Here is a 13,298-nt window from a genome sequence, read left to right as displayed (position 1 = left end):
GCCGGGCGCTGCGTTTCCCTCGCGCCGCGGCGCGCTAGGTCACAGCGTCCAGGGCCGCCCGTCCGGCGGCCTGCCCCGACAACACGGCCATCTCCTTGCTCATCTTCTACGCCTTCATCATCGTCCTCCTGGTTCTCATCAACGGCTTCTTCGCCATGTCGGAGCTCGCCGTGGTCTCGGCGCGAAAGTCGCGTGTCGAGCAGATGCGCGACGAGGGTCGGCGCGGCGCCGCCAGCGCCCTCAAGCTGATCGAGGACCCGACCGGCTTCCTGTCGACCGTCCAGATCGGCATCACCCTTGTCGGCATCTTCGCCGGCGCCTTCGGCGGTTCGACCTTTGCCGGGCCGCTGGCCGGGATCATCGAGGACTGGCCGTTGATCGGCCCCTATGCCGGCACCGTCGCCTTCGTCGCAGTGGTCATGGTCATCACCTATCTGTCGCTGGTGGTCGGCGAACTGGCGCCCAAGCGTTTCGCCCTCAGCCGGGCCGAGGCGATCGCCATCAAGGTCGCCCCGATCATGGCGGTCATCGCCAAGGTCGGTGCACCCATCGTCTGGCTCCTGCGGGTCTCGACCAACGCCATCACCAGTATCTTCAGCGACGGCGAGCGCGACGATGGCGTCACCGAGGAGGACGTGCGGGCGATGATCGCCGAGGGCACGCAGATCGGCGTCTTCAAGCCGAAGGAGCGCGAGCTTCTGGAAGGCGTGATCCGCATGGCCGACCGCAATGTGCGTTCGATCATGGTGCCGCGGCCGGGCGTCGTGTGGGTGGCGGTGGACGATGGTCCCGCGGCGGTCTTCGAAAAGATCCTGGAGGCCAACCATTCCCGCTATCCGGTGATCGACACGGAGACCGACGACGTCGTCGGCGTCGTCCAGACCAAGGACATGCTGGAGCAGCAGCAGGAGACCGGCACGGTCGATGTCGCCTCGGTGATGCGCGAACCGCTCTATGTCCACGAGACGATGCCGATCTTGCAGCTTCTGGAGCGCTTCCGCGCGGCGCAGATCCACATGGCCATCGTTCTCGACGAATATGGCTCCTTCGAAGGCGTCGCCACGCCGACCGACATTCTGGCGGCCATCGCCGGCTCGCTGCCCGAGGGCGACGACCACGACCCGCATGTCGTCGAGCGCGAGGACGGCTCGCGCCTGATCGACGCCGCGATCCCGATCCACCTCCTGGAAAGCGCCATCCCGGAACTCGAATTCCCCAAGAAGCGGGATTACGAGACCATGGCCGGGCTCGTGCTGGACCGGCTGGGCCGCATCCCCGAAGTCGGCGAACACTTCCAGTGGAAGGGCTGGCGCATCGAGGTTGTCGACATGGACGGGCACCGCATCGACAAGCTCCTGATGATGGCAACCGACCAGGCACCGGCCAGGCCGACCGAGGGCTGATCCTCGCCCGCCTGCACTGGCGGGCTGAACGCAAAACGCGGCGACCGGACTGGCCGGCCGCCGCGTAAATGTCTCGAAGAATATCGGGCGGGGCTTGGCCCTATTCCCAGTCGTAGCCGCCGCGACGGCGCCGCGCGGCCGCGACCGCCAGCCGCCACGTCGGGTCCTCGCGCCAGTCGGTATGGAGGGCGTCGTGAATATCGTCGCGCCGCAGGCCGATATCCTTCAGCATATAGTCGGACATCTCGCTCATCGCGCGGACCTTGCGGCGATTGAGCATGGTTTTGACGATCGCACGGGCCGCCACGACGAGCAGCTTGGCTGCCTGCGCCGGGTGAGCAAGGGTCGGGCTGAGCCGCGTCTTCGTTGTGATCGCCATGGCCGTGTCTCCTTTCGTGCCATCGGGGGATCGGGAAAAAGGCGGGAGGCCCTCCGCATGCGACGGACCGGCGCTCCCAAGTTCTTCCTGACAGCGACGAAGATATGCGCCCGCTATTGATCAGACCAACGAATGTTAATAATCTCAGCCATCATCATCGGTGATGGGAAAAGCCATGAGCACGCCCCTCGATCTCGACCATCTGCGCACCTTCGTCGCCATCGTCGACGCCGGCAGCTTCACCCGTGCGGCGGACGACGTGTTCAAGACCCAGTCGGCCGTGTCGATGCAGATGCGGCGGCTGGAAGAGCGCCTTGGCGTCAGCCTGTTCGAGCGCAACGGCCGCACCATCCGCATCACCAGCGAGGGCGCCCGGCTGCTGACCTATGCAAGGCGCATGCTGGCGCTGAGCCAGGAAACCCTGTCGGCCTTTGACGACGAGGCCATGCAGGGTCATGTCCGGATCGGCCTGCCGGACGATTATGCCGAGCGCTTCCTGCCGGAAATCCTCGCGCGGTTCTCGCGTTCGAACCCGCTGGTGGAACTGCAGATCGCCTGCGAGCCCTCCTCCAACCTGGCCGAACATATCGACAAGGGCCGCCTCGACGTGGCTTTGGTGTCGGACTGCTACCCCGGTGCGTCACTGCCGGAGATCGTGCGCCGCGAGCCGCTGCATTTCGTGACCTCGGCCTCGCACGACACCCATAACGAGGAGATCCTGCCCCTGGCGCTCGGCCGGCCGGACTGCGTCTGGCGCCGTGAGGGCTGCGAAGCCCTCGGCCGGATCGGCCGGCGCTACAAGGTGCTGTTCACCTCCTGGTCGGCGCAGATCGTCACCTCGGCCGTCCTCTCCGGCCTGGCGGTCAGCGTGCTGCCCGAATGCGCGCTGCGACCCGGCATGCGGGTGCTGGGCGAATATGAGGGCTTCCCAACCCTGCTCGACACCGAGATCGGCGTCGTGAAGTCGCGCAATGCCGACGGGCCGGTGATCACCGCGCTGGTCGAGCATATCCGCGAGAGCCTCGCCAATCTGTCGCCGCCCGACGGCAAGGCCCGCCCGTCACGCCTGCCGGAACTGCGCCCCATGCGTCCGGCGCTGGGGAATGGCCGGCTGAAGGTCGCCGGCTGACGGCAGAGCAGAACGGCACGAACGGGGGCCGCCTAGCGGCGCAGATTCTTCGCCGTGCCGCGAATTTCGTCCAGCTTTGCCGATCGCAGTTCGGCATCGGCAAAGTCGGCGCCTTCGACCATCGTGCCGTTGAAATTGGCGCCCGAGGCTTCGAAACGCGTCAGATCCGCGCCCGACAGATCGGCGTCGGTGAAGTCGGCAAACTCGGCCGCGGCGCGCGACAGATTGGCGCCGGAAAGGTCCGCTTCGGTCAGATCGGCGGAGTTGAGGACGCCGCGCATCAGGCCCATCGACTGGTTGCGCATGTCGGCGGAAAAATCCGCGCCGCTCATGTTCGCCCGCACGAAGGAGGCGCGACTGAAATCGCCGGCGATCCGCGCCGCCGACAGATCGGCGCCGTCGAATGTCGCGTCCTGCATCTGCGACTGGAACAGGCTGGCGCCGGACAGATCCGCCCCGGTGAAATTCGCCCCAAGGCCCCAGGCCTGGTCGAGCTTGGCCCCGGCGAGACCGGCGTTCGAGAGATCCGTGCCGTTGAGATAGGCGCTGGTCAGGTCGGCGCCGGCCAGATCGAGCCTTGAGAGATCGAGGCCATTCAGTTCGGCCCGGCTGAGATCGGCGGGCTCGGCTTTCGTCGCCCTCGCCAGTAGCGCCTCGACCTCGGCGCGGGTCATCGCGGCTTCGGTCATGCGCGGCGAGGTCAGGTCGAGACCCCGCATCATGTCCTGCCCCGAGGCCGGCACCACCAGCAGCGACACCGCCAGGAGAATGAAGAGAATCAGGGAGAAGACGGCCGGACGCACATGGCGCCGCCGCCGCTCCGTCGCACCGGGCCGTTCCATCATGTGCTCCCAATCGGCCAGATCGTCAGACGACCCTGACACCCGACCTGCCCCAGGGTCAAAGCGCATCGCGGTGATCAGCCAGGCTTGGCATCGGGCATTCTCGGCACATTCGCTTGACCCGGGCGCCGTGGTCCTGACACTGGAGGCATGAGCCGCAGCCCCGAATCCGCCCCCATGTCGAACGTCGCCGAATACAGCGTCTCGGAAATCTCCGGCGCGCTGAAACGGACCGTCGAGGAGCGCTTCGGCCATGTCCGCCTGCGCGGCGAGGTCTCCGGCTATCGCGGTCCGCATTCGTCCGGCCACGCCTATTTCTCGCTGAAGGACGACCGCGCCCGGATCGACGCCGTGATCTGGCGCACTGCCTTTTCCAAGCTCGCCTTCAAGCCCGAGGAAGGGCTGGAGGTCGTCGCCACCGGCAAGCTGACCACCTATCCGGGCTCGTCGAAATACCAGATCGTCATCGAGCAGATCGAGCCGGCCGGCGCCGGCGCGCTGATGGCGCTGCTCAACGAACGCCGGCGCAAGCTCGAAGCCGAAGGCCTGTTCGCCGCCGAGCGCAAGCGGCCCCTGCCCTTCATGCCCCGCGTCATCGGCGTCGTCACCTCTCCGACCGGCGCCGTCATCCGCGACATCCACCACCGCATCGCCGACCGCTTTCCGGTGCATCTCCTCGTCTGGCCGGTGCGGGTGCAGGGCGAGACCTCCGGCGAGGAGGTCGCCCGCGCCATCGAGGGCTTCAACACCTTTCCCGAAGGCGGAGCCATCGCCCGACCGGACCTGATCATCGTCGCGCGCGGCGGCGGCAGCCTGGAGGATCTCTGGGGTTTCAACGACGAGGTGGTGGTGCGGGCCGCCGCGGCCTCGGCGATCCCGCTGATTTCTGCCGTCGGCCACGAGACCGACTGGACGTTGATCGACCATGCCGCCGACATGCGCGCGCCGACGCCGACCGGTGCCGCCGAGATGGCGGTGCCCGTGCGCGCCGATCTCGTCGCGGCGGTCGCAGCGCTCGCCGCCCGTCATTCGGGCGCGATCTCCCGCCGGCTCGACCAGGACCGCCGCGCCGTCGCCGCTACCGCCCGCGCCCTGCCCTCGCCCGACATGCTGCTCGCGTTGCCGCGCCGCCGGCTGGACGAGGCATCGACCTCGCTCGGCCAGTGCCTGCGGGTGAACCTGTCGGAGAAGCGCCGGGCCTATGGCGAGGTCGCGACCCGGCTGGCGCCGTCCAGCCTCGAGGCGCTGCTGCGCGAAAAGCGCGCCGATCTGCGCCATCACCAGAGCCATGCGGCCCATGCCGTGACCGGGCTCGTGCAGCGCAAGCGTCAGCGTTTCGAACGCATTGCCGCCGACCTGCAGCCGCACCGCATCAATGCCCGGGCCGAGGCCGCGCGCCTGCGTCTCGGCACGCTCGGCGAGCGGCTGACCGCCGCGCAAGCCTTGGCCGCCACCGGACGGCGCCAGGCCCTCGCCTCCGCATGGCGGGTCGCCGACAGCCTCAACCCGATGCGGGTGCTGGAGCGCGGCTACACCATCGTGCGCGGACCGGACGGCGAGCCGATCGTGCGGGCGTCGGGGCTGGAGCCGGGCATGGCCTTCGAGGTGCAGTTCGCCCATGACCAGCGGCGCAGCGCGGTGGCGACCGGCGAGTCCGGTGCAATTGTCGCGCCGATCGGTCCGGGCGATGCGGCACCAGAGCCCGCGGCAGCGGAAACGGAACCGCCAAAACTGCGGGCGAAGCGACGTCCGGCCGCCAAAGCCGCCGAAGAGGATCAGGGCACGCTGTTCTGAGGCCGGGCCGGAGCGCTTGGCGCAACAACGGCCCGAGGAACAGGACGCCGCCGGGTCGGGCGCTCCGGCTCTGGATTCATCAGCCGGAATCTGCTTTTCCACGCCCCGAGGCTTGCGGCGCGGCGGCAAACGGTTCCAACACCTTTTCGCGCTAGCACGGAACATGCTCTGAAGCGGCACGGGACCCGGCTGGGCGGTCGGATGCGATCCACCGGATGCCGGTCCCAGCATACAATCGAGGCGAAGGCACTGCGGTTTTTCGTTATCAATCTCGACCGGTCGACCGAGCGATGGCACGAGATCGCCCAGTCGGCCGCTGACATCGGCGTTGACGTGACCCGGGTTCCCGGCACCGACGGCGCGGCCATTCCGGTGGCCGAATGGCGCGATGTCGATCACGACCGCTTCCGACGCAGCCATGGACGGATCATCCTTCCGGGCGAATATGGCTGCTATCGCAGCCACCTTGCGGCCCTGCAGGCGGTGATCGATTCCGGCGAAGCGGTCGCGGTGATCTGCGAGGACGACATCGTCCTGAAGCCCGAGACGCCTGCCGCCGTCGCCGCCATCCTCGAACAGAAGCCGGACCTGCACGTCCTCAAGCTCGCCAATCATCGCATCCGCGGCTTCGTCTCCCATGGTGGCGAGGGCATCGGGAAATTCGGACGTTGCGTTCACGGCCCGCAGGGATCGGCCGCCTGCTACGCCGTCACCCGCGAGGGCGCCCGGATCCTGCACGACGCCCTCCAGACCATGTGGCTTCCCTGGGACATCGCCTTCGAGCGGGGCTGGGCGCTGAACGCACGGATTTACACGGTTCCGCGCAAGGTCATCGGCTTCAGCAAGCTGAGCCGCGGCTCGACCATCACCACCAGCCGGAGTTCCGACTACAAGAGCTCGAAGATCCCCCTCTTCCAGCGCACGCCCACCCTCCTGTTCCGCGCCGTGGATTATGTGCGCCGCGCGGCCTACGCCTTGAGATGAGCGACGGCCTGACACGGGCAGCGCAGGCGGCGATGCCGACGCTCACGGTTCTACTGATGCTCGGCCTGGTCTCGGCCGTCTGGGTGGAGAGCGACCTCTATCGCTATTGCGCGCCGTTTCTCCTGCTCCAGGCCCTTGTCACCTTCGTCAGAACCGACGAGCGGCCGGCAATCGGGATCATGGGCTGGCTGTGCATCGCCTGGGTGGTCTACATCCTCCTGCGCAATGCCGCCGTCTTCGTGCTGACCCCCGACATGGCCGGTGGCTCGGCCGAGGGGATCTATCTCTTCCCGCTGGTCTACCCGACGCTGGGCTACGCCTTCTTCCTGAACTGGCAGCGGATGCCCGCGACGGCCTGGGCGTTCCTGGTGATCAGCCTCGTCGCCCTTCTGGCGAGCCTCGAGCCGCAAACGATGCTGTCGGGCGATCGCGCGCCGCTGCTCTTCCACGGCAATCCCATCCATGCCTCGGTCGGCGCCGGTCTGATCGCGCTGGCGGCCATCTGCTTCGGCCTCTATCTCGCGCGGCCGGGACCGCGCCACCGGGGCCTGCGGATCGGCGGCATCGCCCTTTGCGTCCTCGTCGCCGGCCTGTGCTTTCTCGGCATTGCCGGCGCGTTTTCCAAGGGCGTCTGGCTGGCGCTGCTGGGTGCCCTTCCGGTCCTGTTCGCCATGGTCTTCACCGAGCGCACGCAATTGCGGCACTGGCTGCTCCTGGCCGCGGTCATGGTCGCCGCGGCGATCCCGTCGGTGCTGTTCTATCCGGAGATCTCGGCCCTGATCGCGCCGAACATCGCCACCGCCGTCGCGTTTGTCGCGGGGGCGACCGGCAGCGGCGATCCGCTAGCCGCGGTGGATGCGCTGATCGCCTCGGGCAATGTCCCGTTCAGTCTCCACGAGCGGCTGATGATCTGGATGAATGGCTGGGAGATCTGGCGCACGAACCTTGTCCTGGGAACCGGGATCGCCTGGGAAGCGCTCTGGGAGACAACCAGCTATGCGGGCGTCGGCTACCACCTCATGCACAATGGCTATCTGGAGGTGGCCGTGCGCTACGGCCTCGTCGGCCTCGGCTTCTATGCCGTTCTCATGGTCTGGAGCCTCCGCCAGGCCTTTGCCTGCCGCGCCCGCGGCCTGATCCCGTCATCGGCGTTGGTGCTCTACGTGACGGCGACGGCGTTCTTCGCCCTGACCATGCTGACCAATTCCAACAACCGGCTGGCGATCGGCGAATCCTTCATGCTGGTCGCGGCCGGCTTCGGCTTCTGCTGCTTCTACCGCCTGCAGCAGGCGGCGCGGGAGGCAAACTCCGCCGGGCGTGCAGCCCGGGCCGGATAGGCGCACGCACTCTCGCCGCCGCCATGGAAGGCAGCGCGCGCAGGCCTGCTGCGCCGAGACGCAGCCATTCGCTGCGTCACCGAACCGATATCAATGTGGAAAAGGGATGGTACGGTTGGGTGGTCTCGAACCACCGACCTCCGGAGCCACAATCCGACGCTCTAACCAACTGAGCTACAACCGCACAACGGGATTTCGCCCGCGCAGTGACGAGATAAAATCTTTCGCCCCGCGGTGCAAGCCCGGATCGGAGCGAAGGTCGGAAAAGTCCGTCATCGGTTTTCGCCAATGGGACAGACCGGCTTTCCTGACCCGCATGTGGCCGCGGGGTAGGCATTATCGAGCGCCCGGTGCCTATGAAGACGTCGGGCGCCTGTCGCCGGGACGAGGCCCGGCTTCATCGCTCAGCCGGCGGAAGGCAGATGCCCCGCCGGCCCATGGCGAAGAATCAGCGGGCGTTCTTCGAGGCCTTCTCGAAGGCATCGCGGCCCGGCTTCATCATGTCCTTGGCGACCGACTGGGTCAGCGCCTGCATGTCCTTGGACTGATCCGTCGCCATCTCGATCTGCTTGCGGACATAGGCCGTCTGCATCTCGATCACTTCGGCGAAGGACTTGGCGGACATCATCTTGTCGAGATGCTGGAAGCCGGCCTCGGCGTTCGAGCGCATCGCGTCGATGGCCTTCTTCGACAGCTGGAGCGAACCCTGATGGGCGTTCTCCATGGTCGATTCCAGTGCCTTGGTCGCCTCGTCGGCCGCCGACTTCATGCGGCTGTAGGCTTCCTTGGACTGCTCCATCGACTTCTGCGTCATGGCGCGGAAGGTCTCGTTCATCTGCGAGGGATCCATGCCCATCATCTGCGGGTTCGGCATGGCGAAAGGATCCTGGGAATTCTTGGCGTCGGCCATCTGGGTGTCTCCTCTATCTGGGTAACTATCATTTGGCCGCTGCGTCCCAAAACGCCTGCGACTGCCTTTTACTTAATCACTATTTTTGTGCAGTGCAACATTCAGCGTCCGGATATTCCGCAAACTGCCCACTCGTTAACCCTCAATCGCAACTCCTCGCCCCGCAAGCCGGAAGAATCTGGATTCGTCGGAAGCCGGCTATTATGAATCCATTCTTAAGATCGGCTCTGGAACCGTCCCTCACGACTCAACATATGAGCGTGAAGAATGTTTGGAAGCGTTGCTTATGGCGACATCAACGGTGCCAATCGCAGTGGCGATCATGGCCCATCGGACGCTGCGCGAGGCCAGTGACGCGGGCATGCCGCTTGCTGTCTTCACGTCCGACCTGATCCGTCTCCTGTGGGTGAACACCACCGCGGCCGAGCTACTGGGCCTGTCCGCGGCCGGGCCGCAATCCTCCGACGCCACGCCGAATACCGCCATCATCCGCCAGATCCGCGCCTCCGGCCGCATGCTCGCCCGCACCGGCGCGGCGAAAGCGCGGGTCACCTCGCCGGCGCGGTCCGGACTGGGCCGTCCGCTGAACGCCGAACTCGTCGCAATCACCGACGACACCTTCGGCGAGGCCGTGCTGGTAACGATCGCCGATCCGTCCGCGACGCCCCGAAACGCGGCAGAGACCGCCCGCGACCTTCTGTATGAAAGCGGCATGACCAACGCGACGGTTCTCTCGGCCAGGGGTGACGTCGCCGCGGCCGGAGACGACGCTGCGGCCGTCGCGATTGACGCCTCGCAGATCGCCGAATTCCTCGCCTCGGCGGACGACCACCGCACCATTGCTGCGAGCGACGGGAGCAGCACCGTCCTCGCACGCCTTGCCGGCGGCCATGTTCTGGCCTGGACGCAGAGCCCGTCCGAGGCTTCGGCTTCCGGCGCTTCGTCCGCCGACGCCGACGCTGCCGAGATGACCCAGCCGGTCGCCGACCCGCCGGAGGCCGCTGCACCGGAGCGCGAGCTCCAGTCTCCCGAGCACGACCGCAAGATCGGTATGAGCGCGATCCTGCAGCGCTGGTACTTCCGCAACACCGGCGCAGCCGATGCGGAGCGCACGCAAGCCGCCGAACAGGCCGAACAGTCCGGGTCTCCCGGAGAAAGCGAATCCATGCCATCCGGCGACGATCGTATGGCGACGCCCGCCGAGACGCCCGGCCCCGGCCCGCAGCAGCCCTACGGCGCGCGCTCCGGCCACAGCGGGTCCATCGACCGCCCGGCGGACGCGGCCCCGTCCGAGCCCCGCCGCATGCGCTCCATCTGGGGCCCCGCGCCGACGCCGCCGACCGACGAGCGCGAAAGCGGGACGCCGACCGAGGCACAGGAAACGCCAGAGACGCTGGCGCCTGCAGCCGAGGGACCGGACGATGTGGAGTCGGAGGTTACGGAGTCGGCCCCGATGGCGACTGAGCCCCACTCCGAGGCTGTGGCCATTGATGCGCCCGACGCCGCGGCGCCGGCCATTCCCGACACAGAAGACGACGCGGCGGAGCCGGCAATGCCCGACGTCGAAGACGACACGGCCGATGAGGATGCGGCGCCAAGCCCGCCCGCCCCCCGCGGGGCCCGGCCGGTGCTGGCCTCCGATTTCCGCTCCTATCCCGACACCGGGAGCGCGGCGGACGGTTCCGGCCCCGCCTTCGAGCCGCGTTTCGACGTGGCGCCGGTGCGCTTCGTCTGGCGCATCGACAGCGAAGGCCGCTTCCGCTCGCTCTCGCCGGAATTCGCCGCCGCCGTCGGGCCGCGCTTTGCCGACGTGATCGACCGCCGTTTCGAGGAAGTCGCGGAAGAATACGGGCTCGATGCGGATGGCGACATTCGCCGGCTGCTGGCCAAGCGCGACACTTGGTCCGGGCGCACGCTGGAATGGCCGGTGGAGAATTCGACCCGGCGCGTCCCGGTCGAGCTGGCCGCCCTGCCCGTCTATGCCCGCGACCGCAGTTTCGATGGTTTCCGCGGCTTCGGGATTGTGCGCCTTGCCGACGCGGTCGAGGCACCCGTTGCGGTGGCGCAGGAAGAGCGCGTCGAAGAGGCCGCGCAGGAGCGACAGGATCTGACGCTGGAGGGCGGGGCCCGGGCTCTCCTGAAGCGCATCTCGGCGGAGGAGCCGCCGGCACCCTTCGGGCGCCGCGATCCCGACGCCCGACCGACGCCGGAGACCGGCGACCGTGCCGAGAAGATCATTCGTCTCGAGGAGCGCCGCCGCTCCAAGGACAGCCATCTCAGCCAGTCCGAGGAAGCGGCGTTCCGCGCCATCGGCGAAACCCTCGGCGACGAGGACCGCATCGGCGGGCTGGAAGGCGCGATCCGCACCGCCAGCCGCCGCATCGGCGAGTTCGAGGACGAGGCCCGCGACGCCGAGCCCATAGAAGCTGCCTTGGATTCGAATGACGATCTCGAATCGATCGACGCACCCGACGCAATCTCGGCAGGCGACGATGACGCGCCGACTGCCGAGACCGAGGACGCGGCGTTGAACGCCGATTCCGGCGATCAGTCCCACGATGCCGCCAGTGCGCCGGAGCAGGAGGACGCGGACGCGTCCGCGCCGCTGCCCGAAGCGCCGCGCGGCATCGCACCGGCCGAACAGCCGTCCCTGCCGGATGTCGCCGCGCAGGCCGACGACAACGAGCCAGCTTTGGTCGCCCCCGTCGAAGCCTCGGCGCAGCCCGCCGATGAGGCGGCCGCGGAGCCCACCGTCACCGAGGGCGCGGACGAGCCGGCCGACCCGGTCGACGCAGACGAGGACGACACGGACGAGCCTGAACTGCCCGATCACGCCCAGCTCCTGGCCGATCTCGCCACCGTCTATGGCTGCCTGCCGCTGCCGGTTCTCGTCCAGATCCGCGAGACCCTGGTCTACGGCAATCGCGAATTTTTCGACCTGACCGGCTATGACGACATCCCCGCCCTTGCCGAGGCCGGCGGTCTCGCCCGCTTGTTCGACGGCGACGACCGGGCGGCGGGTTCGGGCGAGGTCGCGATCCGCCGGGTCACGGGCGAGACGCTGGCGGCGCGCAGCCACATGCAGCGCTCCACCATCGCCGGCCGTTCCTGCCTGGTCATGTCCTTCTTCGCCTCGCCCAGCCTCAGCGCCGCGGCGCTGCGTTCCGAGCAGGATGCCCCGCCGCAGACCGCCGACGCGGTCGAGACGGACGCCGGCCTGGTTGCCGAGGTGGAAGAGCTGCAGGCGGTCCTGTCGGCGGCCACCGACGGGGTCGTCCTGGTCGATCGGGAGGGCATGATCCGCTCCATGAACCGGGCGGCGCACGCCCTGTTCGGCATCGGTGCGGACGATGCGGCCGGCCGGCCGTTCGTCACGCTGCTTGCCCATGAAAGCCAGAAGCCGACGCTGGAGCACATCGAGACGCTGCGCACCGCCGGCGCCACGGCGCCGCGCGACGAGGGACGCGAAGTCATCGGCCGCGTCGCCGAAGGCGGCTTCGTGCCCCTGTCGGTCAGCTTCGGCCGGCTGCCGGAAGAGCGCGGCTGGTGCGCCGTCATCCGCGACATCTCGAGAGCCAAGCGCGTCGAGCAGGAGCTGATCAAGGCGCGCAGCGAGGCCGAGGCGGCCAGTCTGCAGAAGAGCCAGTTCCTGGCCAATGTCAGCCACGAACTGCGCACGCCGCTCAACGCCATCATCGGCTTTGCCGACGTGATCGCCACCGAGTGCTTCGGCCCCATCGGCAACGAGCGCTACCTGGAATATCTCGACGACATCAAGCGATCGGGCCATCACGTGCTTGATCTGGTCAACGACCTTCTCGACATCTCCAAGATTGAGGCCGGCAAGCTCGAACTCGCCTTCGAGGCGGTGTCGCTGAACGAGGTGATCGGCGAGGTCGTCGCGCTGATGCAGCCCCAGGCCAATCGCGAACAGGTCATCGTGCGCTCCAACCTGCCCTCCTCGGTGCCGCCGGTCGTCGCCGACCGCCGTTCGATGCGGCAGATCGCCCTCAATCTCGTCTCCAACGCGGTGCGCTTCACCCCGGCCGGCGGGCAGATCATCGTCTCGACCAGCTATTCGCCCGAGGGCGACGTGGTGGTGCGCTTCCGCGACAGCGGCATCGGCATGAGCGAGGACGAGATCGAGATTGCGATGATGCCGTTCCAGCAGGTCAATCCGGGTAACCGGCGACGCGGCGAAGGGACCGGTCTCGGCCTGCCGCTGACCAAGGCGCTGGCCGAAGCCAACCGCGCCGGCTTCGCCATGTCCTCGACGCCGGGCGAAGGCACGCTGGTGGAAATTTCGTTTCCGTCCCAGCGGGTTCTCACCGACTGACGCCTCCGCGACCGGCCGCCGGAACCGGGCCGTCGCCGACAGCCTAGTTTAGAATTCTTCTAATACATTGATTTTACTGGCCTATCGATCGGCAGGGTGTTGCGCTGGCCGGCGCCATCCGGCATAGGTGAGTGGCTGCCGCAAGATTTAGCGGCCATCGCCATTCAACGATCTGCGGATCGCC

At 67.8% G+C, this 13,298-nt stretch carries 9 protein-coding genes and 1 tRNA gene; 6 read left to right on the top strand and 4 right to left on the bottom strand.

Annotated elements, in window-relative coordinates; translation table 11 throughout:
- The first annotated feature begins 95 nt into the window (after positions 1-95).
- The gene (locus J3367_RS00305) at positions 96-1,403 is read left to right on the top strand and encodes a hemolysin family protein (protein ID WP_024349294.1); all 1,308 of its coding nucleotides are present in this window, start codon (positions 96-98) and stop codon (positions 1,401-1,403) included.
- A gap of 100 nt (positions 1,404-1,503) precedes the next feature.
- On the opposite strand, the gene J3367_RS00300 is transcribed toward J3367_RS00305, so the two are convergent.
- A complete protein-coding gene (locus tag J3367_RS00300; protein WP_024349295.1) occupies positions 1,504-1,782 on the bottom strand; it encodes a DUF1127 domain-containing protein in 279 nt (92 codons plus the stop codon).
- A gap of 175 nt (positions 1,783-1,957) precedes the next feature.
- Here J3367_RS00300 and J3367_RS00295 point away from each other — a divergent pair, with 175 nt between their 5' ends.
- A complete protein-coding gene (locus J3367_RS00295) occupies positions 1,958-2,911 on the top strand; it encodes a LysR family transcriptional regulator (RefSeq protein WP_024349296.1) in 954 nt (317 codons plus the stop codon).
- 32 nt (positions 2,912-2,943) lie between these two features.
- Here J3367_RS00295 and J3367_RS00290 read toward each other — a convergent pair whose 3' ends face one another.
- Entirely contained in the window at positions 2,944-3,753 is an 810-nt protein-coding gene (locus J3367_RS00290; protein ID WP_244495390.1) for a pentapeptide repeat-containing protein, read from the bottom strand.
- Positions 3,754-3,903: 150 nt separating this feature from the next.
- Between J3367_RS00290 and xseA the strand changes: the two genes are divergently transcribed.
- The 3 genes from xseA to J3367_RS00275 all read left to right on the top strand — a co-directional run bounded on the left by xseA (position 3,904) and on the right by J3367_RS00275 (position 7,868).
- Entirely contained in the window at positions 3,904-5,547 is a 1,644-nt protein-coding gene (gene xseA / locus J3367_RS00285) for an exodeoxyribonuclease VII large subunit (protein WP_024349298.1), read from the top strand.
- A 201-nt stretch (positions 5,548-5,748) separates the two neighbouring features.
- Complete coding sequence (locus tag J3367_RS00280) at positions 5,749-6,531, top strand: glycosyltransferase family 25 protein (RefSeq protein WP_051141492.1); 783 nt, start codon at positions 5,749-5,751, stop codon at positions 6,529-6,531.
- Positions 6,528-7,868 carry an O-antigen ligase family protein gene (locus J3367_RS00275; protein WP_421459944.1) on the top strand — a complete coding sequence of 447 codons (1,341 nt, stop codon included), beginning with the start codon at positions 6,528-6,530 and terminating at the stop codon, positions 7,866-7,868. Before J3367_RS00280 ends, J3367_RS00275 begins: the two co-directional genes overlap by 4 nt.
- A 107-nt stretch (positions 7,869-7,975) precedes the next feature.
- Here the strand turns inward: J3367_RS00275 and J3367_RS00270 are convergent.
- A tRNA-His gene (locus J3367_RS00270) sits at positions 7,976-8,052 on the bottom strand.
- Positions 8,053-8,316: 264 nt separating this feature from the next.
- The gene (locus J3367_RS00265; protein WP_009208261.1) at positions 8,317-8,778 is read right to left on the bottom strand and encodes a phasin; all 462 of its coding nucleotides are present in this window, start codon (positions 8,776-8,778) and stop codon (positions 8,317-8,319) included.
- Between the two features lie 286 nt (positions 8,779-9,064).
- On the opposite strand from J3367_RS00265, the gene J3367_RS00260 reads away from it, so the two are divergent.
- Positions 9,065-13,114, top strand: coding sequence for a PAS domain S-box protein (locus tag J3367_RS00260; protein ID WP_421459941.1), 4,050 nt, complete (start codon positions 9,065-9,067; stop codon positions 13,112-13,114).
- The last annotated feature ends 184 nt before the right edge of the window (positions 13,115-13,298 follow it).

This window comes from Aurantimonas sp. NFXS3, assembly GCF_049132005.1.
Classification (GTDB): Bacteria; Pseudomonadota; Alphaproteobacteria; order Rhizobiales; family Rhizobiaceae; genus Aurantimonas; species Aurantimonas coralicida.
This window is presented reverse-complemented; position numbering and strand designations above follow the sequence as displayed.